Annotated in this window: 26 protein-coding genes; 13 read left to right on the top strand and 13 right to left on the bottom strand. The window is 63.3% G+C overall.

Features of this window, described 5'->3' with window-relative positions:
• Positions 1-59: 59 nt before the first annotated feature.
• On the bottom strand, positions 60-788 hold the full coding sequence (locus AFIDRAFT_RS09090) for a hypothetical protein (RefSeq protein WP_009339011.1): 729 nt from the start codon (positions 786-788) through the stop codon (positions 60-62).
• A 54-nt stretch (positions 789-842) separates the two neighbouring features.
• Positions 843-1049, bottom strand: a complete 207-nt coding sequence (locus tag AFIDRAFT_RS09085; protein ID WP_009339010.1) for a hypothetical protein — start codon at positions 1047-1049, stop codon at positions 843-845.
• A gap of 206 nt (positions 1050-1255) precedes the next feature.
• Here AFIDRAFT_RS09085 and AFIDRAFT_RS09080 point away from each other — a divergent pair, with 206 nt between their 5' ends.
• Together AFIDRAFT_RS09080 and AFIDRAFT_RS09075 are read left to right on the top strand one after the other, a co-directional pair.
• Positions 1256-2224: a DUF2336 domain-containing protein gene (locus tag AFIDRAFT_RS09080; protein WP_009339007.1), complete on the top strand. Its 969-nt coding sequence runs from the start codon at positions 1256-1258 to the stop codon at positions 2222-2224.
• A gap of 129 nt (positions 2225-2353) precedes the next feature.
• Positions 2354-3325 carry a molybdate ABC transporter substrate-binding protein gene (locus AFIDRAFT_RS09075; protein ID WP_009339005.1) on the top strand — a complete coding sequence of 324 codons (972 nt, stop codon included), beginning with the start codon at positions 2354-2356 and terminating at the stop codon, positions 3323-3325.
• A gap of 13 nt (positions 3326-3338) precedes the next feature.
• Here the strand turns inward: AFIDRAFT_RS09075 and AFIDRAFT_RS09070 are convergent, their stop codons facing one another.
• From AFIDRAFT_RS09070 to AFIDRAFT_RS09060, 3 genes are all read right to left on the bottom strand, one after another.
• Positions 3339-3683: a DUF1491 family protein gene (locus tag AFIDRAFT_RS09070; protein WP_009339003.1), complete on the bottom strand. Its 345-nt coding sequence runs from the start codon at positions 3681-3683 to the stop codon at positions 3339-3341.
• A 64-nt stretch (positions 3684-3747) separates the two neighbouring features.
• Positions 3748-4362 carry a peptidoglycan-binding domain-containing protein gene (locus AFIDRAFT_RS09065; protein WP_009339001.1) on the bottom strand — a complete coding sequence of 205 codons (615 nt, stop codon included), beginning with the start codon at positions 4360-4362 and terminating at the stop codon, positions 3748-3750.
• A 10-nt stretch (positions 4363-4372) separates the two neighbouring features.
• The gene (locus AFIDRAFT_RS09060) at positions 4373-6175 is read right to left on the bottom strand and encodes a PAS domain-containing sensor histidine kinase (protein WP_009338999.1); all 1803 of its coding nucleotides are present in this window, start codon (positions 6173-6175) and stop codon (positions 4373-4375) included.
• Between the two features lie 401 nt (positions 6176-6576).
• On the opposite strand from AFIDRAFT_RS09060, the gene AFIDRAFT_RS09055 reads away from it, so the two are divergent.
• Positions 6577-7077, top strand: coding sequence for a DUF5330 domain-containing protein (locus tag AFIDRAFT_RS09055; RefSeq protein ID WP_009338997.1), 501 nt, complete (start codon positions 6577-6579; stop codon positions 7075-7077).
• A 137-nt stretch (positions 7078-7214) separates the two neighbouring features.
• Positions 7215-7646, top strand: a complete 432-nt coding sequence (locus tag AFIDRAFT_RS09050; RefSeq protein WP_009338995.1) for a SufE family protein — start codon at positions 7215-7217, stop codon at positions 7644-7646.
• A 13-nt stretch (positions 7647-7659) separates the two neighbouring features.
• On the opposite strand, the gene AFIDRAFT_RS20015 is transcribed toward AFIDRAFT_RS09050, so the two are convergent.
• The 5 genes from AFIDRAFT_RS20015 to AFIDRAFT_RS09030 form a co-directional block, all read right to left on the bottom strand.
• Entirely contained in the window at positions 7660-7809 is a 150-nt protein-coding gene (locus AFIDRAFT_RS20015) for a hypothetical protein (protein WP_009338992.1), read from the bottom strand.
• Between the two features lie 77 nt (positions 7810-7886).
• Positions 7887-8489, bottom strand: coding sequence for a DUF6456 domain-containing protein (locus AFIDRAFT_RS09045; RefSeq protein ID WP_009338990.1), 603 nt, complete (start codon positions 8487-8489; stop codon positions 7887-7889).
• Positions 8486-8845 carry a helix-turn-helix domain-containing protein gene (locus AFIDRAFT_RS09040; RefSeq protein WP_009338988.1) on the bottom strand — a complete coding sequence of 120 codons (360 nt, stop codon included), beginning with the start codon at positions 8843-8845 and terminating at the stop codon, positions 8486-8488. Before AFIDRAFT_RS09040 ends, AFIDRAFT_RS09045 begins: the two co-directional genes overlap by 4 nt.
• A gap of 100 nt (positions 8846-8945) precedes the next feature.
• Positions 8946-9359: a Ros/MucR family transcriptional regulator gene (locus tag AFIDRAFT_RS09035; RefSeq protein WP_009338986.1), complete on the bottom strand. Its 414-nt coding sequence runs from the start codon at positions 9357-9359 to the stop codon at positions 8946-8948.
• A gap of 134 nt (positions 9360-9493) precedes the next feature.
• Positions 9494-10321, bottom strand: coding sequence for a hypothetical protein (locus AFIDRAFT_RS09030; protein WP_009338984.1), 828 nt, complete (start codon positions 10319-10321; stop codon positions 9494-9496).
• 307 nt (positions 10322-10628) lie between these two features.
• Between AFIDRAFT_RS09030 and AFIDRAFT_RS09025 the strand changes: the two genes are divergently transcribed.
• Positions 10629-12281, top strand: a complete 1653-nt coding sequence (locus tag AFIDRAFT_RS09025) for a glycosyltransferase family 39 protein (protein WP_040298231.1) — start codon at positions 10629-10631, stop codon at positions 12279-12281.
• A 193-nt stretch (positions 12282-12474) separates the two neighbouring features.
• On the top strand, positions 12475-12831 hold the full coding sequence (locus tag AFIDRAFT_RS09020) for a hypothetical protein (protein ID WP_009338980.1): 357 nt from the start codon (positions 12475-12477) through the stop codon (positions 12829-12831).
• A gap of 65 nt (positions 12832-12896) precedes the next feature.
• Here the strand turns inward: AFIDRAFT_RS09020 and AFIDRAFT_RS09015 are convergent, their stop codons facing one another.
• Positions 12897-14300: a M20/M25/M40 family metallo-hydrolase gene (locus tag AFIDRAFT_RS09015; protein WP_009338978.1), complete on the bottom strand. Its 1404-nt coding sequence runs from the start codon at positions 14298-14300 to the stop codon at positions 12897-12899.
• A 65-nt stretch (positions 14301-14365) separates the two neighbouring features.
• Positions 14366-16018 (bottom strand): helicase HerA-like domain-containing protein, encoded by a 1653-nt coding sequence (locus tag AFIDRAFT_RS09010; protein ID WP_009338976.1) that lies wholly within the window; start codon positions 16016-16018, stop codon positions 14366-14368.
• Between the two features lie 563 nt (positions 16019-16581).
• On the opposite strand from AFIDRAFT_RS09010, the gene AFIDRAFT_RS09005 reads away from it, so the two are divergent.
• The 7 genes from AFIDRAFT_RS09005 to AFIDRAFT_RS08975 all read left to right on the top strand — a co-directional run bounded on the left by AFIDRAFT_RS09005 (position 16582) and on the right by AFIDRAFT_RS08975 (position 21948).
• Positions 16582-16989, top strand: coding sequence for a DUF4332 domain-containing protein (locus AFIDRAFT_RS09005; protein WP_009338975.1), 408 nt, complete (start codon positions 16582-16584; stop codon positions 16987-16989).
• 73 nt (positions 16990-17062) lie between these two features.
• The gene (gene folP / locus AFIDRAFT_RS09000; protein ID WP_040298229.1) at positions 17063-17917 is read left to right on the top strand and encodes a dihydropteroate synthase; all 855 of its coding nucleotides are present in this window, start codon (positions 17063-17065) and stop codon (positions 17915-17917) included.
• Positions 17914-18279 (top strand): dihydroneopterin aldolase, encoded by a 366-nt coding sequence (folB, locus tag AFIDRAFT_RS08995; protein ID WP_009338973.1) that lies wholly within the window; start codon positions 17914-17916, stop codon positions 18277-18279. Before folP ends, folB begins: the two co-directional genes overlap by 4 nt.
• 3 nt (positions 18280-18282) lie before the next feature.
• Positions 18283-18774, top strand: coding sequence for a 2-amino-4-hydroxy-6-hydroxymethyldihydropteridine diphosphokinase (gene folK / locus AFIDRAFT_RS08990; RefSeq protein WP_009338972.1), 492 nt, complete (start codon positions 18283-18285; stop codon positions 18772-18774).
• Positions 18775-18819: 45 nt separating this feature from the next.
• Positions 18820-19614, top strand: a complete 795-nt coding sequence (locus AFIDRAFT_RS08985) for a DUF3298 and DUF4163 domain-containing protein (RefSeq protein WP_009338971.1) — start codon at positions 18820-18822, stop codon at positions 19612-19614.
• Complete coding sequence (locus AFIDRAFT_RS08980) at positions 19611-20294, top strand: pyroglutamyl-peptidase I (protein WP_009338970.1); 684 nt, start codon at positions 19611-19613, stop codon at positions 20292-20294. Before AFIDRAFT_RS08985 ends, AFIDRAFT_RS08980 begins: the two co-directional genes overlap by 4 nt.
• Before the next feature lie 289 nt (positions 20295-20583).
• Positions 20584-21948: a TIGR03808 family TAT-translocated repetitive protein gene (locus AFIDRAFT_RS08975; protein WP_009338969.1), complete on the top strand. Its 1365-nt coding sequence runs from the start codon at positions 20584-20586 to the stop codon at positions 21946-21948.
• On the opposite strand, the gene AFIDRAFT_RS08970 is transcribed toward AFIDRAFT_RS08975, so the two are convergent.
• Positions 21904-22245, bottom strand: coding sequence for a TIGR03809 family protein (locus AFIDRAFT_RS08970; protein WP_009338968.1), 342 nt, complete (start codon positions 22243-22245; stop codon positions 21904-21906). The two genes, AFIDRAFT_RS08975 and AFIDRAFT_RS08970, sit on opposite strands and share 45 nt — an antisense overlap.
• Between the last annotated feature and the right edge of the window lie 237 nt (positions 22246-22482).

The following is a 22482-nucleotide window of genomic DNA, read 5'->3' as shown; positions in this document are numbered from 1 at the left end:
CCCGTGATCGTTTCCGCACCATCGATGCAGCGAAGTGTCGCTGGAACCTGACATGAAAATCAGCCGCCGACCCGCAGCACCTGCCCCACGACGGGCGTCGCGGTGGTCCATGCGGATGCCCCGCGGCGCGCAAGCTCGGCGATCAGCGCATCCGCCTGCGCCGCCATCCGGTCCGGCGCCATGATGACGAGGCGCTCAAGCGCCCAGCGATACGACGACACGCGCTGCTCGACGCACTGCTGCGCCCACTGCACGACCAGCACGTTCTCGCGCATCCGCGCCTGCGCATCGACACGCTCGCGCGGCGACAGGTCGCCGATATAGCCGAGCGCTTTGTTGCGCTTGATGTCGAGATCGTTGAGCTTTACCGCGAGCGGAATGAACTGGTCGAGCATGGTGAGATCGTTGCGCACGTCCTCCATCAGCCCCTGATAGGAGGAGGCCTGCGAACGATGCGGCTCGTCGATCATCTTGCGGCCGTAGCTCGTGCGGTCGAACACCACCTTCACGCGCCACGGCGCGGGGAGGCGCTGGTAATCCCCGAACACGCCCTTCCAGGCCGGGCGCGAATGCGGCGGCTCGATGAAGTAATAGGCCATGTCGCGCAGCGCGCGCTCATCGTCGGTCAAAAGAAAATGCGACGGCTGCCCGCCGAGCGCTTCGGTCGCTTCCGCGCCGACCCATTGGTGCATGTCCTGATGGTAGAACATCGAGCGCGTGCGGCCGAAATCATCGCCGACACAGCCGATCCCGAACACCAGCGGCAAAACGAAAAGTGGAGTGCACATCCGAACGGCCGTTCAGGTTGCAGACAAGCGCCGGAAGATCCGGCGCAAACAAAATCAGGACCGTGCCCGCCGGCGGCGGCGGCGGCCCGGCGCCGTCCCCTCTTCCGGTCCACGGTCGCCGCTGGTTTCTTCAGCATGCCGCTCGATCCGGACGACGGGAAGGATCAGCACGGTCGCTGTCGCCTCACGCGGGGCCGATCCCATGATTGTCTCCGTGCGCCGCAAAGCCGCATCCGCCGGAAATTCAAGAATGGTGCCCATCTACTGTCTCCTCGTCACGACATCACTGGCTCGTGACAAGGAGCATTAGAATCACGCATGGTTAATGGTGTCTTAAGGCTACGGCCCGGGTGTTTTGGTTTTCAGTGCTGCTGACGATTGCAGGATTAACCGTTCGGTAATCTTAACTGCGCGTTAAAAAAGCCGCTCTAGATTTAAACGATCACCTTACCAACGTGCCGGTTTGCATGAGTACGCCTCCTCTCTTTCAAGGCTTCGATGGCCTGATGTCCCTGTCCCAGCGCGAGGGCGTGGATATTCGCCCGACGCTGCTGCGCGTGCTGACCGACCTGTACGTGCAGACGCCCGACCACACGCCCGACGAGGAACACCAGTTCACCGAACTCACCACGCGCCTGCTCGACGAGGTGGATGACGCGACGCGCGCGGTGGTGCGCGCCAAGCTTGCGGTCTACCCGAACACGCCGCGCGACATCCGCCGCAAGCTGATGATTCCACCGCCGCCGCTTTATCCGCGTCACACGGCGCCCGCGTTGCAGCCCGCTCAAAGTCAGGCCGAACCGGCTACCGTGACCGCGCCGCCGCTTGCTCCGCAGCAACCGCTGCCGGTGCTGTCGATGAAGCCGCAGGACGCCTCCTCGCTGATCGAGATGTTCACCGCCGCGCCTTCGAAGGAGCGCGCGAAGATCCTCGAGAACCTGCTGGACGCGCCGCTGAAGCCCTCCGCCAAGGTCGATCCGAAGCGCGCCAGCCGTGCTCTCGCCACGCTGGAAGGCGCGGCCATGGTCGCCGACGCGCATGCTTTCACGGTCGAACTTGCCGACGCGCTGACCCTGCCCGCCTCGGTGGCGAAGGAGATCGTCGCGGACCCGCTCGGCGAGCCGCTCGCCTGCGCGATGAAGGCGCTCGGCATGAACGCGGACGCATTCCAGCGCGTACTCTTGTTCCTCAATCCCGCCATCGGCGCATCGGTGATCGATGTCTATCGGCTGGCGCGGATGTACGACGTGCTGACCGAGCGCGTTGCGCTCATCATGCTGGCGGCATGGCGCGGCTCCTCGATCGTGACCACGCGCGCCAAGTACAAGCCTGTCCTGTACGACGGCGAGCGCCAGCGCGCGCGCACCGCGCCGTCCAGCTCTATCGTTTCGCCCTCTTCCGAAGAGCATCAGCCGCAACGGTTGCCGCTGAAATAACCTCCCTGCCGGTCCGCTTGAGCACCTTTACAGTACTTTAGATTATTCTAAAGTACTCAGACCGCGATGTCGTGGCGGCAATACCAGTAAAAAAGCGGAATCGTCATGTCCGTACCCGGAGACGAAACAATGATGGCAAAACGAATGAGCCGCCATGCGGCAGCCCTGTGGCTTGCGCTTTGCGGCGGGGCGATATCCGCTCACGCGGCGCAGCCGACCGCAAGCACGGAATTCTATCCGCCCTGGCAGAAAGGCGCGAACAATCCATCCCAGGATCAGGGCTTCGAATTCACAGTCCACGAAGCCGACAATCTCGCCGACTTCCATGGCGACATCGCCAATGCGAGGCTCATTCTTTACGTCGGCGGCAACTACTTTTTCGCGATGGCCCCGCTCGTCAAGGCTTTCGAGACCAGGCACCCGGAGTTGAAAGGCAAGGTCTACTACGAAACCATTCCACCGGGACTGCTGGTGCGGCAGATGAAGGCCGGCGGCCGCATCACCGTCGGCAACATGACATGGACCGCCAAGCCGGACGCCTATTTCGCCGGGAAGATCGCCGTGCAGCGCTTGATCGATAACGGCCTCCTCGTCGGCCCGCCGACCATCTACGCCACCAATCAACTCGCGATCATGGTGCCGAAGGGCAATCCGGCGCACGTCAAGACCCTGAACGACCTCGGCCGCCCGGATATCCATCTCGCGCTTTCAAATCCCGAGTTCGAGGGCGTGGCGCGGCAGATCAAGGCGGCGTTCGAGAAAGCGGGCGGCAAGGCGCTTGTCGATACGGTCTATGACACCAAGGTCAAGGACGGCACCACCACGCTCACGCGCATGCATCACCGCCAGACACCGGTCTGGCTGATGAACGGCCGCGCCGAGGCCGGCGTGACGTGGCGTTCCGAGACGATCTTCCAGAAGGAACGTGGGCTTGCGACCGAGAGCGTGGAGATTCCGCCCGAGCACAATGTCACCGGCATCTATTCCGGCGCGGTCGTGAAGGATGCCACGCATCCGGAGGAAGCCAAACAGTGGCTCGCCTTCCTCATCAGCCCGGAGGCACAGGATATTTTCGCGCATTACGGCTTCGGCAAGCCCTGAGCCGCGCGGAACGTCACGTCTTGGCGAGATCGAGGAAGTGGCGACCCCGCTTGTCCTCGATCTCCACGATCCACGCATCGGGATCGAAATCGATCTCGCGCTTCAGTCGCGCCTCCACGGTCTGCTCCTCGATCGGCTGCGCGGTCGAAGCCACGAAAGCCCGGTCGGAAGGCTGCGCATCGTCGTAGGAGGTTTGCGGCGCGGGCGCGAACAGCGTCGCGGTGCCATCGAGCAGCGCGAGCTTGACGAACACGGCACCCGCTTCCTCCGCGCCGCGACGGCGCACGGCGGCGAAAACGCCCTCGCCCTGCAGGCGGCGCAGATAGGCCGCGACCCAGATCGCCGATTTCAATCTCATGCTGTGGTGATAGGCGATCCATCGCACCGACGCCAGCGCGATGTCGTGACGGCGGCAAGACGGATCAGTTGATCGTCTTGCCGGTGAGCTTCGCCATTTCGGCAAGCAGCCAGTCGGAAATCTGGCCGGTCTGCGGATGGTGGCGGTCTTTCTCGAATTGGCGGATGGCCGCGCGGGTGTCCGGCCCGATCGTGCCATTGGCCTTCAACTGGCCGTAGCCGTAATTCGTCAGCACGCGCTGCACCGAGATGACCCGGTGATTGGCGTTGATTAGATCGCCGAGCGGGTCCTTGTGCGCAGGCACGGGTGCCGGAGGACGCACGGCGGCCGGTGCCGCAGGCTTCGCGGCCGGGATCGCAACCATCGGCTGCGGGTCGATGACAGTGGCAGGCTGCGTGTCCGTCTCGGCCGGGCGCGGACGCGGCAACGGTTGCGGCTGCACGGGCGTCGCAATGGTCGTCTCGATGGGCATCGCGCCGAACATCGGCGAGGGATGATGGCCGGGCTGCAGGAACATCGCGTTGACGACGATGGCCGTCATCGCCGCGAGCGCGACCGTGCACGCCATGGTGTCTTTCGGGCTGTGCAGCAGCACCCGCATCAACAGATTGGGCTCCTGCTCGATCTCGATCGCGACCGCCTTGGCGCGGCGCTTGCGACGCGGCTTGTCATCATCCATCGGAGCACTCTTACGCAATTTTCTTCACCAGCGTGACTTTGGCATCGGCGCGCGGCGCCGGGGCCAGGGTTGTAATATTGCTCGGCTTCACAGCCGGCGTGAAAATCATCGGCAGGCGCACCGAAATGGTGGTGCCGCGATCGAGTTCGCTCTCGACCTTCATCTCGCCGCCATGCAGCGACACAAGGCTTTTGACGATGGAGAGCCCGAGGCCGGTGCCTTCACGACGGCCCTGATAGCTTGCGCCCGCCTGGAAGAACGGATTGCCGAGACGCGCAAGATCGTCCTTGCCGATGCCGATGCCGGTGTCGGCCACACGGAGCAACAGCTCGCGGCCTTCGACCTGCGCGGAGACGGTAACCGAGCCGCCCTCTCCGGTGAACTTGATCGCGTTCGACAACAGGTTCAGCAAAATCTGCTTGAAGGCGCGCGCGTCGCCCGTCATCTGCGGCAGATCGGAGGGCATGCGGGTCGTAAGGTCGATGCCGTTGTCTCGCGCCTTGAGCACCATCAGGTTGCAGCAGCTCGAGAGCGCCTCGCGTGGCGCAAACGGCTCCGACACCAGCTCGAACTTGCCGCTTTCCATCTTCGACATATCGAGAATGCCGTTGACGACGGACAACAGATGCAACCCGGATTCGTTGATGAGCCCGGCATATTCGCGGCGGCGCGCAGCGTCGAGCTTCATCTCATCTTCGCGCGCGATCATCTCGGAGAAACCGATGATGGCGTTGAGCGGCGTGCGCAGCTCGTGGCTCATGGTGGCGAGGAAACGGGACTTCGACGCCCCCGCCTGCTCGGCCTCCTGCCGCGCGGCTTCCAGCGCCTGCTCCTGCATCTTGCGCTCGGTGACGTCACGCATCACCGAAACCACCTCGAACGCGCCGCTGGCCTGATCCTGCGTCGGCTCGAGCGGACGGCAGCGCATTTCCACCCAGGCGAATTCGGGGCCATGCGGGCTTTCGCGGCGAACACGGAATTCAACGCTGCTCGCTTCACCGCCGCGCGCGGCATCCGACAGCGCGGTGAGATAACGCGGACGGTCCGCGACATGAACGCGATCGAACAATCCGTGCAGCAATAGCGTCGGGCCAGGTACGCCCAGCAGCACCTCGGCCGCCGGCGAAATGAAATTGAGATCACCGTTGGCGCGATGGCGCGCGATCACATCGGAAATGTTGCGGGCGAGCAGCCGGTAGCGCCGCTCCTCCACCGCCAGAAGATGCTTGCTGGTGCGGGCGAGCGATTCCGCGCCGAACGCAAGGCCTGCGGCATAGATCGTCGCCAGCACGATACAGAGACCGGTGAACAGCGATGCAACGTCGCTGGACAGATGCGACGGCGGCAGCGCGTTCATCGATTCCAGAACGACGAGCATGGCCGCGCAGCCGAGAGCAAGCGCGACCGCCGCCGTCACCACGCGCCGCGAGGCCGACAGCGCCGCCTCGAGCGGGACCGCGATCAGCCAGATCGCCGCGAACGAGGACATACCCCCGGTCTGCACCGATACCGCGAACACCAGTGCAGCGAGAGAGACGGACGACAGAATGTGCGCCATCTCGAACCGGCCGGTGCGCGACAGAAACCAGGAAATCAGGATCGGCGAAATGAACCAGGCGAGGATCATTACCTCGATCATCGAGGGAGCACCGCGAACGGCAAGATAGACCGGCACGCCGCTCAGAACCGCGAGGCCACCGCCCATGCGCAGCGCGATGAAGGCACGATGACGCGCGCTCGCCATCGCATCGCCCCTGACGGACGGATGCAGCAGCGAATCCAGATGCTCGCGCAGGATCTTGAAAAGCGTCACTTGAACTCTCACACCGCCGGGTCGCCAATGGCGGGCCGGCAAGCCCCCTCTTGTTCTTCGCGGGATCGTGTCAGAGCGAGCTTAAGCGAACACTAAGGCAACCGCCTCAACGCGCGGACGCGCTGCCGTGATCGCGTTTTGCGGGTATTTTGCGCATGCATTTGCCGGTGATGGTGAACGCATCGTTTCACTGCGCGTCAGCTTATGGTTTCGAAATGGTAGACACGGGTTTTATCGGCTGATTTGCGTGCGCCGGCGTCAATCGAAAATTTACGCCATCCGAAACGATTCAAATTTTACGCAAATTTAGCCGTCCCAAAACACTTAAGATTTATTCGCCAGTGGTTTAACGCAAGCCAACAAAGCCGCGTCAGGAGAACGCGGTTCGACGGGGATGCGTAATGTTCTTCTTGTTGCGAATGGCCTTCTGGCTCGGTCTGGTGCTCGTGCTGCTTCCGCGCGACAAGGCGCCCGATACGAACAAGGGACCGCAGGTCAGCGCGAGCGAAGCCGTGCTTGCCGCGACCGCCGCCGTTTCCGACATGTCGCAGTTCTGTACGCGCCAGCCCGCGGCATGCGCGGTGGGCGGACAGGCCGCGACCGTGGTCGGCGAGCGTGCGCAGGCGGGCGCGAAGAAAGTCTATGAGATGCTGACGGAGCGTTCGGAGAAGAACGACAAGCCCGAGCAGGTTGAGGCCACCGAGAAGCCTCAAGCCGCGCCGGACAAAACGCACGAGAAGCCGAAGAAGGGCAAGCACGGCGCCAGCCGCAAGAGCCCGGATCACACCGGCTCCATCGATTCCACCGGCGACGCCAATCCGTTCCCAGATACGCTGACGCAGGCCGATCTCGCGATCACGTGGGATACCCCACAAGCCTGGTGGGACGGCCCACAGCCCTGACGCTGTGCTGCATCCTGAGCGCGCGGTTTTCGCGGAAAATTCCGCTGAAACTCTCGCTTTCCGCCGTCCGCGTTCTCATATAAGCCGTAAGCGACAGCGCGAGGTCCGCGCGGCCTTTTCACGACGGCAATATCGGCATGACCACGATCGACGACATTCGGGACAATTTTTCGCTGCTTGACGACTGGGACGATCGCTATCGCTACGTGATCGAGCTTGGCCGCACGCTCGAGCCGATGCCGGACGCCGAGCACAACGCCGCAAACAAGGTGCAGGGCTGCACCAGCCAGGTCTGGCTGTCGCGCAAGGACGACCGCGACGCCTCCGGCGAGCCGGTGCTGCGCTATCTCGGCGACAGTGATGCCCACATCGTGCGCGGGCTGGTCGCGATCCTTCTCACACTGTATTCGGGCAAGACGGCGAAGGAGATTCTCTCCACCGATGCGCTGGCGATCTTCGATGAGTTCGGCTTCCGCGAACATCTGACGCCGCAACGCTCGAACGGCCTGCGCGCAATGGTCGACCGCATCAAATCCGATGCGCGCAGGGCCGTCGAAGCCAAAGTCTGACTTTCGGGGTTGTCTACTTCATTCCGCCATCAGGTTTCTTGCGGCCCTTTTCGGGAATGCTGGCGCTTTGCTGCTGGGAGCGGCCGGGTTTCGGCTTCCTGACGATTTCCGGCTTGTCCTTGGCCGGTGGAAACTCAACCTGCGTAATCTGAATCTCTTCCATGCTCCGTCCTCCATGTGGTGCGGAATCAACCTCTTACCGGATCAAACGTTCCGGCCGGTTCCCGCGAGGCGTCCGCCTCACGCCGTGAACGATGCATCCTCCGCGAGCCAGGTGCGGATATGCGCGCTGCCACGGGCATTGTCGTGAAGCCCGTAATGGCGAGCAAGACGATCCAGCGCGAGTTGCAGAACAACCTTCGCCGAGCGCGCGGGCCAGCCGCGCTCGCGCTCCACATCCTCCAGCCCGCGCAGCAAACAGCACACATCGAGCAATATGCCGGAGAATTCCGGCCCGCACACCTCCAGCGCCAGCCGCACCCGCTGGCGCGCGGCTATCACCACGTCGGTCATCGTGCCCGCGTCGCCACCGCCGCAATTTTTTCCGCGCGCGATCCCCGACCAGCTCGACGTGACACGCGGCGCGAGGTGGCCACGGGTGAAATCGGCGCGCAGCTTCTCGCCCGCGATGAACTGGTTGTGGCCGATCATGGTGCGCCCGTCGCGGCCCTTGCGGCGCGCGAGCCACGCGAGCGGGCTCTCGCTGTCGTTGACCATGACGCGGGCAACGCCGCTCTCTGTCATCACCTCGCGCGAGGCGAGCGTGAGGTGCTCGGCGCGCCTGGCGTCGATGTCATGCGCGGGCTCGGCTGTTCGTGTTTTGGAGGGGCGATGCGACTTCATCGGCCGTACTCCGCCCGCGCCACCACGCGTTCCAGCGCGGCGATCCGGCTGTCGAACCAGACATCCTCGCGCCGTTCCTCGATCACGCGGCAGGCGTAGGCCACCGTGGTGCGGTCGCGGTGAAACAGCCGGCCGATGCCCTCGAAACTCAGCGCGAAGCCGACATGACAGAGATACATCGCGACCTGACGCGCCAGCGACGCACGCGGCGAACCACGCGAGCCGAACGCCAATTCGTCCGCGGTGATGCCGAAATCGGCAATCACATATGCGGCGACGCGGGACCGGATGGTTTCAGGGTCGGGAGAAGGTGCGGCGGAATGCGAGGAGGAAACGGAGACAGGGGTGGGCAGCATTGGGCGACCTCGTTAGGATTTTATACCTACACCCTAACCCAATTTTTGCAACCGGGGATATCTTTCCCCGCTTTCTCGCTCATCGCTGTGAAATGCGTGCCTACCTCTTGGCCCGGCGGCGCTGCTGGCCAAGCCCCATCTTTTTGGCGAGCTGCGAGCGCGCCACCGCATAGTTCGGCGCCACCATCGGATAATCCGGCGGCAGGCCCCACTTCTTGCGGTATTGCTCCGGGCTCATGTTGTACTGGCTGCGCAGATGCCGCTTCAGCGACTTGAAGCGTTTGCCGTCTTCGAGACAGACCAGATATTCCGACGTCATCGATTTCTTCACCGAGACCGCAGGCCGCGCGGCCTCGACGGGCGCATCCCCGCCCGTCGCCACGCGCAGCAGCGCGGCATGAACCTGCGCGATCAGCGCGGGAATGTCGGACGGCTGCACCGTGTTGTTGCTGACATAGGCCGAGACGATGCCTGCCGCCATTTCAACGAAATTCTTGCCGGCAGGCTCACTCATGCAGCGCTCGCGATATTCGATGGAAGGGGCGTGTATCGTTGCGGCCCCTCATGCCTCGCAAAGATTAGGCGAGCGGGTCGGGGGTCCGCAAGATCGATCGAACGCTGTGCCCTGAATGTGTGCAGCGGGCGCCTTCAGCGGCGGTCGAGATGGGCGCGGAGCTCCTCGATCGATTCAAACCGCACGGTGCCTTCCGGCAATTGCGCTTCGATCGAACCGTCCGAATACAGCGAATAGGCCATCGCATCGACCACGCCGGATTTCACCACGCTGACTTCCGGCTGCGGCTCGCGGCGCGGCGGCTCCTCCCGGCGCGAAGGCGGGGTGAAACGGCGCGGCGGCCGCAACGGATGGCGCGGCTCGGCCGCGAAATCGTTCTCGGGTTCGGGCGGCTGCTCGGGTTGCGACCACGGCGGCTCGAACAGATTGTCTTCCGTGTGGGACGCGGTTTCCGCCTCGGCGGGAGGTGCAGCATCCTGCGCCGTCTTGCGGCGGCGGGAGGAAAACAGGAAGTCGCGTTTCGGGCGCTCCGGTGCCGCTGCGGGTTCAGGACGCTCGGGGAGCGGCGGAAACGGCGCGCGGGTCGGCGGCGGAAATTCGAACTCGGTTTCCGTCGCGCGGACCGCCGGCTCGTCGCGCGAGAATAGAAAATCGCTGTTTCCAGGCGCGCGCGGTGCCGGGCGCGGCTCCTCCGGCATCGCAGGCGGCGGCACTTCGGCCACGATGATTTCCTCGACCTCCGCCTCCTCCCGCACCGGCGCGGTGCCGAGACGGCGGGAGAGTTGCTTCACCTCGCGCGTGAGAATGCTGAGACCGATCAGAATGAGCCCGGTCGAGGCGGCAACCGTGCCGCACAGGATCACCGTATTGCCGAAGGAGAATTCCTTGATCGGAATCCCGAACACGATGGCCAGCACGCCCGCGCAAAACACCAAGGCTCCCGCCAGCAACAACGCAATCATCACTCAAACTCCAGCTTGCGGCCTCGCCGGCCCGCAGCTTCGACTGTCATATGACTGTTCCACTACCGGCTCAGCTCTTGCCCGACGAAAGGTAATATTTCCTTATTCCATTCCGAAAAGTACAAGGATACCAACGATTTCCATGGCATGGACCACCACGATGGATTGCAACCCAGATCGTTTCAACTCCCGGCAACCCCTTATTGTTGCAGCGTTTTAGGAAAATTAAGCCATAATCGCCGACTATGCCCCCTGGCTGAACGGCAGAAACAGCCACCTGCAAGCCCCAAACAAGCGTAACTGCATCATGACATCGATCACGGCATCCGGATTTGAGGTCCCTCTCCGGCGGCCATTTGATCAGACCTGCGACATGCTCGCCTGCGCCGCCCTTGTGGTGATCGCATGCGTCGCCGCCCTCACCTTCCGCGACTACGGCCTCGGCTGGGACGACTACACCCACGCCGAATATGCCGACCTTCTGCTGAAGATGTTCGGCTCGGGTTTCAAGGACCAGAGCGCGCTCTCGTTCGCAAACCTCTACATGTATGGCGGCGGCTTCGACATGATCGCCGCGCTTCTGCACAAGATCGTTCCGCTCGGATTGTTCGACACCCGCCGTCTCGTCGGCGCCATCGTCGGCCTGATCGGCCTTGCGCTGACATGGCGTCTCACGCGCCGCGTCGGCGGCCCGCTCGCGGGGCTGGCAGCACTTCTCTTGCTTGCGCTGTGCCCGACCTTCTACGGGCACATGTTCATGAACCCGAAGGACCCGCCGTTCGCGGTGGCGATGATCGTGATGCTGCTCGGGCTGGTGCGGCTGGCGCAGGAGTATCCGTCGCCCTCGCCGCATACGGTGCTGATCCTAGGCCTCGGCGCCGGACTGTCGCTCGGCTGCCGCGTGCTCGGCGGCTTCGGCCTCGTCTATGCCCTGCTCGCTTTCATCCCGATCTGGCGCGAGGAGATCGCGACGCAGGGATGGCGCGAGACGCTGCGCCGCTTCGCCCGCGCCTGCTGGCTGCTGCTGCCGGGGCTGTTCTTCGGCTACCTCGTGATGGGCCTGATCTGGCCGTGGTCGATCATCGAACCCGCCAATCCCTTACGCGCAGTGACCTACTTCTCGGCCTTCTTCGAGAAGCCATGGAAGGAATTGTTCGACGGCGCGATGGTGTCGGTGCCGGACATGCCGTGGTCGTATCTGCCGACGCTGTTCGCGTTGCAGATGCCGGAGATCTTTATCGCGCTTTGCCTCGGCGGCCTTGCCATGACGATTGCCGCAGCAACGCGGCGCAGCGATGCCCGCCGCACCACGATCTATCTCATGATCGCGCTGGCGGCCTTTCTTCCGCTGGCCATTGCCGTGGTGAAACGGCCCGCGCTCTACAACGGCATCCGCCATTTCATCTTCGTCATTCCGCCGATGGCGATCCTCGGCGGCCTCGCCTTCGGCCGCTTGATCGAGTGGCTGGGCCGCAACGAGCGCCGCCGCAACTGGCAATTCACAATCTGCGCGCTGTTTACCGCGGGCCTGACGATGCCGCTGGTGGAGATGGTGCGACTGCATCCGTACCAGTACACATACTTCAACGATGTCGCCGGAACGGTGCGGGAAGCCGACAGCCGCTTCATGCTAGATTACTGGGGCCTCGCGCTGAAGCAGGCGTCCAACACGCTGCGCGAGCAGATCATCGCGCGGCAGGAAATTCCGCCCGCCAACCGCAAATGGAAGGTGGCGGTGTGCGGGCCGCAGCGTCCGGCGCAGGTCGCACTCGGCCCCGACTTCTCGATCGGCTGGGACAGCCATTCGGCCGATTTCGCGATGAGCCTTGGCGAATTCTACTGCAAGGGCTTGCCCGCCCCGATCTACGCCGAGGTCAAACGCGACGGCGTGGTGTATGCCCGCGTCTACGACATCCGTGGCGAGAGCATCGCGAGCCTGCTGGCGATTCCGCCGCCGTAAGCAGCGGCTTGACCTTGCCGCGCGGCAGGGTAGATTCAGTCATCACCCTCTACACAATTCAAACGCCGTCCAATTCCGGGCGGCGTTTTTACGTTGCGGCATGCCGGACCGTCCCGCCGCAGGAAACCGCAGCTTATCCCGGCGCGCAACATTTGCTCTTTTGGACAACAACACGCCGCCCTATGGTCGGGCGATGAAACGCTTGAGCAACGCGCTGCGCATCGCCGACATCGAATATGTGCTCGATGCGCCCGCTTCCGTCACGGGCAGCGCGTCATGGGTGGCGCATGGCGTTCATTGCGAGCGCCACCGCCACCAATATGCCGGTGTCGATCACGCGTTCACTTTCGACGTCGTGCATCTCAAATACCGGCATGGCCGCAATCTCTGGCACGCCGCCATCATCACGGAGTCATGGCGATTTCCGCAAATATCCAACCAGCCACGAACGACCAAGAGCATCAAGCTGCTTCAGGGCCGCTCATCCGACATTCTGGACTGGATACGGCAGGCCCGCGCGGCAAAGCTTGAAACAGCTTCCAAATCATGACGGCGCCGCCGGCGAAACGCCGTCCCATTCCGGGCGGAATTTCACATGCTGAAAATAAAACCGCCTCAGCGCGGCGCTTGCGCGAACGCCGCCAGAATCCGCACCCAGGAGCGGATGCCCTTGTGGAAGCTCTTGAGGTCATACTTCTCGTTCGGCGAATGGATGTTGTCGTCCTCCAGCCCGAAGCCGATCAGCACCGTGTCGAGCCCCAGCGTCTTCCTGAAATCCGCGACAATCGGGATCGAGGCGCCCGAGCCGATCAAGAGCGCCTCGGTGCCCCACTCGTCCGTCAGCGCACGCTTGGCGGCGGCGAGCGGCTTCATGCCCCAATCGAGCGCAATCGCGGGCGCGCCCGCATGGTCGAGGAATTCGACGCTGCAATCCGCCGGAATGCGCGCCTTCACATAGCCGCGGAACGCGTCGCGGATCTTGGCGGGGTCCTGCCCTTCGACGAGGCGGAATGAAATCTTCGCCGACGCCTGCGCCGGAATCACGGTCTTCGATCCCTCGCCGGTGTAACCGCCGACAATACCGTTGATGTCCGCCGTCGGGCGCGAGGAAATCTGCTCGATCAGCAGACGATCCTTCTCGCCCGCGGGCAGCGACAATCCGATGGGCTTGAGAAACAGCTCAGGCGTCAGGTTCAGCTTCTTCCACTGTTCGAGAATGGCGGGCGGCAGATTCTTCACGCCATCATAGAAGCCCGGAATGGTGATGCGGCCGTTGTCGTCGTGAATGCCGCCGAGTATCCGCGTCAGCACGCGGATCGGATTCTGCGCGCCGCCGCCGAAGATGCCGGAATGCAGGTCGCGGTTGGCGGCCTTGACGATAACTTCCTCATAGACGAGGCCGCGTAGCGCGGTGGTGATCGCAGGCGTGTTCTGATCCCACATGCCGGTATCGCAGACCAGCGCGAAGTCCGCCTTCAGGTCCGCCTTGTTCTTCTCGAGGAAGGGACCGAAATTCTTCGAGCCGACCTCCTCCTCGCCCTCGATCAGGATGGTGATGCCGAGCGGCAGACTGCCGGTGACGCTCTTCCACGCCCGGCAGGCCTCGACGAAGGTCATCAACTGGCCTTTGTCGTCTTCCGCGCCGCGCGCGACGATAATCTCACGCCCGTCCGCATGCTTGGTGACGACGGGCTCGAACGGCGGGCGGTCCCACAAATTCAGCGGATCGACCGGCTGCACATCGTAGTGCCCGTAGAACAGCACATGCGGACCGTTTTGCACCGGGCCGTCATAGCGCGCGACAATCGCCGGGTGTCCTGCGGTCGGCCGCACCTCGGCGGAGAAGCCGATGCTCTCGATGTCTGCCGCAAGGTGCTTGGCCGCCTGCGCGCAATCATCGTTGAACGCCGGATCGGCGGAGATCGACTTGATGCGCAGCAGGGCGAACAGGCGCTGCAGGCTGCGGTCGAAATCGGTATCGACACGGTCGAGAACGGCGGAAAGATCATCAGGCGTCATTGTCGGTCCTTAAATCGCCCGCACGGGCGAGAAATTGCCTTGGGACGTTTTGTTGTGACCTGCCGCTATCGCCGCAGCAGGCCTCCGAGCGCACCGCGCACGATCGAGCGCCCGATGGAGCTGCCAATCGAGCCGCCCATCGACTTGCCAAGATCCGCCACCACACCGCCGACGACCTTGTTGGTCACCGAGCGCGTAACATTGCGGGCGATCAGTTGCCCCGTGGTGAGCCGTCCGCGCGATGTCGAGGTGCCGAACACCGAGCCGACGATGGAGCCGATGTGGTCGAGCAATCCGCCGCCGCTGCCGGGCTCGCCGGTCGCGGCCGTCTCCGTCAGGCGCTTCTGCAGCATCTCATAAGCGGAATCGGAATCGATCGTGGTGTCGTATTTGCCCTTTACCGGGCTTGCCGCGATGATCGCCTTGCGCTCCTCCGGTGTGATCGGGCCGATCCGCGCGCTCGGCGGCCGCACCAGGATGCGCTCCACCATCGCGGGCGTGCCGTTGCCTTCCAGAAACGACACCAGCGCTTCGCCCTTGCCGAGTTCGGTGATGACCTGCGCGGTATTGAGCGCGGGATTCGGACGGAAGGTCTGCGCCGCCGCCTGAACCGCCTTCTGGTCGCGCGGCGTGAAGGCACGCAGCGCGTGCTGCACGCGGTTGCCGAGCTGGGCCAGTACCTTGTCCGGCACGTCGATCGGATTTTGCGTGACGAAATAGACGCCGACGCCCTTCGAGCGGATCAGGCGCACCACCTGCTCGATCTTGTCCATCAGCGATTTCGGCGCATCGTTGAACAACAGGTGCGCCTCGTCGAAGAAGAACACGAGTTTCGGCTTCGGCAGGTCGCCGACCTCCGGCAATTCCTCGAACAGTTCGGACAGCATCCACAACAGGAAGGTCGCGTAGAGCTTCGGGCTCTGCATCAGCTTGTCGGCGACGAGGATATTGACCATGCCGCGCCCGTCGGAGTCGGTGCGCATGAAATCCTTCAGTTCCAGCGCGGGCTCGCCGAAGAATTTATCGGCGCCCTGGTTCTCCAGCACTAGCAACTGGCGCTGGATGGTGCCGACGGTCGCCTTGGTGACGTTGCCGAACGCCTGCGCGGCGGTACGCAGGGCTGCCAGCGGGTCATCCTCGCCCGCTTTGGCCGGGACAGGGATCATCGCGTCCAGCAGCGCGCGCAGATCCTTCATATCCAGCAGCGGCAGATGGTTCTCGTCAGCGAGGCGGAACGCGACATTGAGCACGCCCTCCTGCACGTCATTGAGATCGAGCATCCGCGACAACAAAAGCGGGCCCATTTCCAGCACGGTGGCACGCACCGGATGTCCCTGCTCACCGAAAACGTCCCAGAACACCGTCGAGAACTGGTCCGGCTGGAACGTCAGCCCCATGCCCTTGGCGCGGTTCAGGATAAAATCGTTCGCCTTGCCCACTTCCGAGATGCCGGAGAGGTCGCCCTTGATGTCGGCGGCGAAAACCGGGACGCCCGCGCGGGCAAAACCCTCCGCCATCACCTGCAACGTCACGGTTTTTCCCGTTCCGGTCGCGCCTGTCACGAGGCCGTGGCGGTTGGCGAGCGACAAGGTCAGAAAAGCCGACTGATCGCCCTTGCCGATAAAGAGTGCAGTGTCGGTATCCCCCACCGCCGGCTGCGGCGCGCTGGCCGTCGTCGGACTTGTTGACGCGGATGCCTGTTTCGTCGCCTTCGCCATCGTCGTTCCTCGCTTCGGATGCCGTACCGCTATCTGACTATATTTATTGAAGCATCTTTCCCGCTTCTTCAATGGCAATGGAACCATCTGGCCATAGATAGAGACGAAACAAATCAAATCCCGACGATAGAAGAAGGAGGTAATTCGTCGCGCGCGGCCAGTGTGACACGCGATTTTCGCCTCGCGTCACCGAAATGGAGATGCTCACTCTTGCATCACAGCAACACCGGACGCGCATCGAGAGAGAATCTGAACTGCAAGCGCGTTCGTCTCTTGTAATTCGCGTCTCATCCGATCAAGATAAAAACATAAGCGTTAAGAGCCGGAATAAACCGGAAGGATAAGAAACTATGGACTGCCGGATTGCATTGCGTGGGGCCATGTCGGGACGCATCAGCATCAAAACAGAAAAACGCTCGAAGCATTCCGACCTTTCCGATCATTCAAACCTTCGCCATTCCGTCTGCACCTCAGGATTTTTTGTGCGCCACGCTTGTCATCGCGATGGTTCGCTGCAACCGGCACCCTCGATTTTCTGGAACGCGTAAATTCTTCCATTTGCAATGACATATCCTCTGACACAGATCGACGGACTGGGCCCTCTCGCGGCCTCGAAGTTGAAATCCCAGGGCATTCGCACGACTGCGGCGCTGCTGGAGAAGGCTGGCACCTACAAGGGCCGCAAGGAATTGGCGGAGGCCACCGGCCTTTGCGAAAAGCAAATCCTCGGGTGGGCCAACATCGCCGACTGCATGCGCATCAAGGGCATGGGCAAGGCCAAGGCCGAGTTGATCCGCGCCGCGGGCGTCACCACGGTGCGGGAATTTGCGCTGCGAAACCCCGGACGGCTGGCGCAGGCGATGGCCGAGGCCAACACCAAGCGCAAACTGGTGCGCGTACTCCCCTCGGAGCGGTCGGTCGGCCAGCTGATCGAGCGCGCCAAGAAGCTGCCGCTCAAGATCAGCTACTAAGCCTACGAGTTTAGGGCACCTTCCCACCCGCTTGCCGCTTGACTCGTGTTTCGGGACCGCGCAAAGCCGCGCCATGAGCGCCCGTTCTTTAACACTTGGCCCCATGCGAGACGCCCGGCACGACATCTTGCCCGCGTTGCTGGCCAAGCCGCATGTGCTGGTGATGGGCGTGCTCAACATCACCCCGGACTCCTTCTCAGACGGCGGCGAATTTCTCGATCCTGCCGCCGCACTGGTGCAAGCCGAACGGCTTGTCGCCGATGGCGCCGACATTCTCGACATCGGCGCGGAATCCACCCGGCCCTACGGTGCAAAACCCATATCGGCCAACGAGGAAATGGCACGGCTTGCGCCCATCCTGCCCGCCATTGTCCGGCTCGGCGTGCCAATTTCGATAGACACGATGAAGGCGGATGTCGCGGCGTGGGCGCTGGATCAGGGTGCCGCCGTTCTCAACGACGTCTGGGGCCTGCACCGCGACCCCGCGATGGCAAAACTCGCCGCCGGGCGCGGCGCGCCCATCGTCGTGATGCATAACCGCGATGAAGCCGACCCCGCCATCGACATCATGAAGGACATCGCCGTGTTCTTCGAGCGCTCGCTTGCCATCGCCGACACGGCCGGCCTCTCTCGCGACAGCATCGTGCTCGATCCCGGCATCGGCTTCGGCAAGACGCCCGAGCAGAGCATGATCGCGCTGGCGCGGCTTGGCGAATTGTCCCAATTCGGGCGGCCCATTCTGGTGGGGGCCTCGCGCAAGCGCTTCATCGCCAGCGTCTCGCCCTCCGAGCCGCGCCAGCGTATCGGCGGCTCCCTTGCGGCGCATCTGCTGGCAGTTCAAAATGGCGCGCGGATCATTCGCGCGCACGACGTTTTCGAGACCGTTCAGGCGCTGCGCGTGACGGCCGCAATCGGGGACAAACGGTGAGCGATACCATCTTCATCAAGGGCCTGCTGATGCACGCCCGTCACGGCGTCATGGAGCATGAAGCCGAAGTCGGACAACGGTTCGTCATCGATCTGGAATTGTCCATCGACCTCGCGGATTCTTCACGCACCGACAAACTCGCCGACACCGTGTCCTATTCCGATGTCGTCACCAGCGCGAGCCAGGCCTTCAAGGGCCAGAATTACTATCTGCTGGAACGGGCGGCGGGCGCGGTGGCGGACGCCGTACTGCGCGATTTCACCAAGGTCGAGGCCGTGAAGGTCACGATCCACAAGCCGCACGCGCCAATCGCGGCAATCTTCGATGATGTCGGCGTCATCATTCTGCGCAAGCGTACCTAACCCATGGCAAGCGTGCTGATCGCGCTCGGTGGCAATGTCGGCGACGTCCGCGCAACCTTCAAATCCGCCATTTCCCATATCTGCGGGGCGACGCAGGCGGTTCTCGTCGCACGTTCGTCCGATTACCGCACGCCGCCTTGGGGCGAGGAAGACCAGCCGCCCTTCATCAACGCCTGCATCGAGATCGAAACCTCGCTCGACCCGATGGCGCTATTGTTCACGCTGCACCGGATCGAGAAGAAATTCGGCCGCGACCGCGCCAACGAGAAAAGATGGGGTCCGCGTACGCTCGACCTCGACATTCTCGCCTACGACAACGGCACGATCCACACGCCGGAACTGACGCTGCCGCATCCGCGCCTGTTCGAGCGTGCCTTCGTACTGGTGCCTTTGGCCGAGATCGCGCCCAACCGTGATATCGGCGGGCGCACGCCGCATCAGGCACTGGCGGGTGTTCCCACGCAAGGCATCGAGCGGCTGGACGACCTCGCTTGAATGCTGCTTATCGGCCCCCGCCGATAATTGCTGTATAGAAGGCAGATGGCCCCGTTCGCACCGATCCGCAATATTGCCCGTGTCGCTGTTGCTGGCATCTGGCTGACCGGCGCCTGCTTCGCCGCCGAGCCCAAACCGGACATCGCCATCAAGACCGACGCTGTCGATGTCAGCGTCACCCTCGATGACACGATCAAATCTCACCCCGCCCTTGCAGCCGATTGTCTCGCGGAAGGCAAACGCTATGCCGAGAAGCAGCGCAAGGAAGCCACCCAGACCAAGCGCAGCGATCCAAAATACTTCCCGAAAGGCGGGTACACGTTCGAACGCGAATACGTCACCGCTTCGGTTGTCGGCGGCCGCTACATCAGCATTCTCCGGGAGGATTACGCCGACACCCACGGCGCGCACCCCAACACTTATGTCGATACGCTCCTGTGGGACGACACCGCAAAGAAGCGCATCAGCATCCGGCCGTTTTTCAAGGAAACCGCTGATGACGGCCCGACACTGACCGCGATGCGGAACGCCGTCCTTGCCGCGCTGAAAGCCGAGAAGAAGGCGCGCGGCATCGCGGACGACGAGTCCCCTATCGACTGGTACAAGGATATCGGGACGAGCCTGCTCAAGATCGGCCCGGTGACACTCGCGCCCTCGACCGAGCCCGGCAAAAGCGCGGGACTTGCTTTTCACTACGCGCCCTATGCGGTTGGCCCCTACGCCGAAGGCCGCTTCGACGTAACCGTGCCGTGGCAGGAGCTAAAGCCGTACCTGTCGGCGGAAGGCACAGCGATCTTCGGCGGCGCGCAGCCGCAGGAAGACAACATCAACCGGCAATGACGGCAGGCAGGATCCGCGTCCTCATCACCGGCTTCGGCCCGTTTCCCGGCGCGCCGTACAACCCAACCGGAAAGCTGGTGGAGCGGCTGGCGCGCCTGCCCCGCCCGGCATTTTCCGATGTCGAACGGATCGGCCACGTCTTTCCGGTCAGCTATCAGGCCGTCGATGCGCAGTTGCCCGCCTTGCTCGCGCAGCACGAGCCGGACGTGCTTTTGATGTTCGGCCTCGCGACCCGGACGCCCTATGTCCGGATCGAGACGCGGGCGCGCAACACCATCACCCAGCTTTGGCCGGACGCGGATCATGCGGCCATCCTGAGCCTCACCATCGATCCCACCGCCCCCGCGACGCGGCGGTTCGGCGGCCATACGCGACATCTGTTGCACGCCGCGAAGGCGACCGGCATCGATGTCCGCCCTTCGATCAATGCCGGAGCATATCTCTGCAACTATCTGAGCTGGCGCGCGATCGAGGCCGCAGAGCGGCACCCCCACGCATTGCCGCTTGCGGCCTTCATCCATGTGCCAAAGGTGCCGCGCGACGCTCATTCGGGGAAGCCCGAGGCCGTCAGTTTTGAGCAGCTTGTCGATGCCGGAGAAGTGATGCTCGCCACACTCATTCAGCGCGCGCGGGCGGCGCGCTCTTGTCTGGATCGGAGCGACCATCGCTCTTGGTGCTGAAAATTTTAGCCAACAGCAAATCTGGCACAGCGAACACTAACAAAATACCCAACCCGGGAATAAAGGACAGCAAAAGGGCAGCAAAAAAATAACTGCTAATCTTAATATCCGCTGGAATATCCCGGAACTTCATATTTCTAGAATAACACGAATTGCAGAGCCCGAATTCACAATCGAGCGCGCGGGCGGCGCGCTCTTGCGCAAATTTAACCAGCAGCAGGCCATAACTTTGCCGCACCCTCTCCTTCGGCCCAAGGTTGTGCCATAAACCGGCGACAGGAGCCGCCTCATGGATTTCACCCGCCGCCGCATCATGGGTTTGTTCAGCGTGTCAGCCGCCGCGCTGCTGCTCGAGCGCGGCATCGCCAAAGCCGCGCCCGCGATGTCGTCGCTCGGCCGCGATGCGGGCCAACTCGGCGTCAAGCACAACAGCCCGGACGACCAGACCATTCCGTTGCAGCGCGCGATCTACGCCACCGCCGCCGCGCGCATGCCGCTAGTGCTCCGGCCGGGAATCTATCGCACCGGCGAACTCGAACTGCCGAGCGGCGCGCAGATTGTCGGCGCGCGCGGGGCCACGCGGCTGGAATTCACCGGCAGCGGCACATCGCTTCTCACCGCCAAGGGCGCGGACGGCCTCAACCTGAAGGGCCTTGTGCTCGACGGCGGCGGCCATGACCTGCCCGAACGGCGCGGGCTCGTCAGCCTGCAGGCCTGCCGCGACTTCCACATCGGCGATTGCGACATTGCCGGCAGCGGCCGCAACGCCATCCGGCTCGAAACCTGCTCGGGCGATATCCGCAACACCACCATCCGCCAGACCTCCGCCACCGCCATCGTCAGCGTCGATGCGCTGGGCCTGCTGATCGCGCAGAACACCATCCAGGGCGCTTCCGAGAACGGCATCGAAATCGTCCGCTCGGCTGCGGGCGATGATGGCACCATCGTCGTCGACAACCGCATCGAGAATATCAAGGCAGGCCCCGGCGGAACAGGGCAGTACGGCAACGCCATCAACGCCTTTCGCGCCAACAACGTGATCGTGCGCGGCAACCGCATCCGCGATTGCGACTATTCCGGCGTGCGCGGCAACTCCGCCTCCAACATCCAGATCGTCGGCAACACCGTCACCGACGCGCGCGAGGTCGCGCTCTATTCGGAATTCGCCTTTGAAGGCGCGATCATCGCCAACAACGTGGTCGATGGCTGCTCCACGGGCGTGTCAGTGGCGAATTTTAACGAGGGCGGCCGCCTCGCCATCGTGCAGGGCAACATTATCCGCAACACCAAAACGCGGCGCTATCCGGGATCGAATACCGATCATGGCGGCGTCGGGATTTACGTCGAGGCCGACAGCAACGTGACCGGCAACGTGATCGAGAACGCTCCGGTCTGCGGCATCAGCGCGGGCTGGGGCAAATATCTGCGCGACATCAACATCGCCAACAACATCATCCGCGACGCCTTCGTCGGCATCGGCGTCTCGGCGGTGGACGGCACCGGCAAGACGCTCATCAGCGGCAACCTGATCTCGAACGCGCCGCGCGGCGCGATTGTCGGCTTCGATCACGACAAGCCGATCACTGGCGATCTCGCGGTGGTCGGCGCGTCAGGATTTCCGAAAATCGTACTGGGTCTCAACACGGTCCAGTAGGCCCGGCTTGGCGAGGCTTCCGGGAAGACTCTCCCCGGTTGCATCGGTCTGCGCAATCGCAACCTCGATCGGCTTGTCGAGCGCGGCATCGGGCGGCGCCAGATCCTGCCAGACCTTCAGCACCGTGCGCGCCTCGTGCACCATCGCGAGGAAATCGCTTTCGGTGTGATAGAGCTTCCAGCGCCCGCTCTCATAAAGCTCGGTGAGATGATCGAGCCGCTGCTGCGCCAGGATGCGCCAGCGCGCCACCACGCTGCGGCCCGCCGCCTGAACCGGTTTCGGAAAAGCTTCAGACATCGCCTGTTTCCATAACAAACACGTTGCAGAAATGACGCCAGCCTTACTCGGCCGGTACGAAACGATGGTGACACAAAGCAACTTGGGGACGCGAAGCAGGACGCAAAAACGCGCGGCGGGCCATCTGCCCGGTGCGGCGAAGCAATAGAATCGCCGCTGGAATGACCCATCGTCTTCATGACGCGAGTTCGGGTCAAGGTATTTGCGTACAGAAGCCTTCCAATCTCGCGGGCAGAG

The organism is Afipia sp. 1NLS2 (assembly GCF_000178995.1).
In the GTDB taxonomy this organism is placed as follows: domain Bacteria; phylum Pseudomonadota; class Alphaproteobacteria; order Rhizobiales; family Xanthobacteraceae; genus Afipia.
The sequence above is the reverse complement of the archived record's forward strand: the minus strand, read 5'-3'. Positions and strand labels throughout refer to the sequence as shown.

Excerpts from the sequence above, each read along its gene's own strand:
- AFIDRAFT_RS09090 (WP_009339011.1), bottom strand. The coding sequence starts at position 788 with ATGTGCACTCCACTTTTCGTTTTGCCGCTGGTGTTCGGGATCGGCTGT.
- AFIDRAFT_RS09085 (WP_009339010.1), bottom strand. The coding sequence starts at position 1,049 with ATGGGCACCATTCTTGAATTTCCGGCGGATGCGGCTTTGCGGCGCACG.
- AFIDRAFT_RS09080 (WP_009339007.1), top strand. The coding sequence starts at position 1,256 with ATGAGTACGCCTCCTCTCTTTCAAGGCTTCGATGGCCTGATGTCCCTG.
- AFIDRAFT_RS09075 (WP_009339005.1), top strand. The coding sequence starts at position 2,354 with ATGATGGCAAAACGAATGAGCCGCCATGCGGCAGCCCTGTGGCTTGCG.
- AFIDRAFT_RS09070 (WP_009339003.1), bottom strand. The coding sequence starts at position 3,683 with ATGAGATTGAAATCGGCGATCTGGGTCGCGGCCTATCTGCGCCGCCTG.
- AFIDRAFT_RS09065 (WP_009339001.1), bottom strand. The coding sequence starts at position 4,362 with ATGGATGATGACAAGCCGCGTCGCAAGCGCCGCGCCAAGGCGGTCGCG.
- AFIDRAFT_RS09055 (WP_009338997.1), top strand. The coding sequence starts at position 6,577 with ATGTTCTTCTTGTTGCGAATGGCCTTCTGGCTCGGTCTGGTGCTCGTG.
- AFIDRAFT_RS09050 (WP_009338995.1), top strand. The coding sequence starts at position 7,215 with ATGACCACGATCGACGACATTCGGGACAATTTTTCGCTGCTTGACGAC.
- AFIDRAFT_RS20015 (WP_009338992.1), bottom strand. The coding sequence starts at position 7,809 with ATGGAAGAGATTCAGATTACGCAGGTTGAGTTTCCACCGGCCAAGGAC.
- AFIDRAFT_RS09045 (WP_009338990.1), bottom strand. The coding sequence starts at position 8,489 with ATGAAGTCGCATCGCCCCTCCAAAACACGAACAGCCGAGCCCGCGCAT.
- AFIDRAFT_RS09040 (WP_009338988.1), bottom strand. The coding sequence starts at position 8,845 with ATGCTGCCCACCCCTGTCTCCGTTTCCTCCTCGCATTCCGCCGCACCT.
- AFIDRAFT_RS09035 (WP_009338986.1), bottom strand. The coding sequence starts at position 9,359 with ATGAGTGAGCCTGCCGGCAAGAATTTCGTTGAAATGGCGGCAGGCATC.
- AFIDRAFT_RS09030 (WP_009338984.1), bottom strand. The coding sequence starts at position 10,321 with ATGATTGCGTTGTTGCTGGCGGGAGCCTTGGTGTTTTGCGCGGGCGTG.
- AFIDRAFT_RS09025 (WP_040298231.1), top strand. The coding sequence starts at position 10,629 with ATGACATCGATCACGGCATCCGGATTTGAGGTCCCTCTCCGGCGGCCA.
- AFIDRAFT_RS09020 (WP_009338980.1), top strand. The coding sequence starts at position 12,475 with ATGAAACGCTTGAGCAACGCGCTGCGCATCGCCGACATCGAATATGTG.
- AFIDRAFT_RS09015 (WP_009338978.1), bottom strand. The coding sequence starts at position 14,300 with ATGACGCCTGATGATCTTTCCGCCGTTCTCGACCGTGTCGATACCGAT.
- AFIDRAFT_RS09010 (WP_009338976.1), bottom strand. The coding sequence starts at position 16,018 with ATGGCGAAGGCGACGAAACAGGCATCCGCGTCAACAAGTCCGACGACG.
- AFIDRAFT_RS09005 (WP_009338975.1), top strand. The coding sequence starts at position 16,582 with ATGACATATCCTCTGACACAGATCGACGGACTGGGCCCTCTCGCGGCC.
- folP (WP_040298229.1), top strand. The coding sequence starts at position 17,063 with ATGAGCGCCCGTTCTTTAACACTTGGCCCCATGCGAGACGCCCGGCAC.
- folK (WP_009338972.1), top strand. The coding sequence starts at position 18,283 with ATGGCAAGCGTGCTGATCGCGCTCGGTGGCAATGTCGGCGACGTCCGC.
- AFIDRAFT_RS08985 (WP_009338971.1), top strand. The coding sequence starts at position 18,820 with ATGGCCCCGTTCGCACCGATCCGCAATATTGCCCGTGTCGCTGTTGCT.
- AFIDRAFT_RS08980 (WP_009338970.1), top strand. The coding sequence starts at position 19,611 with ATGACGGCAGGCAGGATCCGCGTCCTCATCACCGGCTTCGGCCCGTTT.
- AFIDRAFT_RS08975 (WP_009338969.1), top strand. The coding sequence starts at position 20,584 with ATGGATTTCACCCGCCGCCGCATCATGGGTTTGTTCAGCGTGTCAGCC.
- AFIDRAFT_RS08970 (WP_009338968.1), bottom strand. The coding sequence starts at position 22,245 with ATGTCTGAAGCTTTTCCGAAACCGGTTCAGGCGGCGGGCCGCAGCGTG.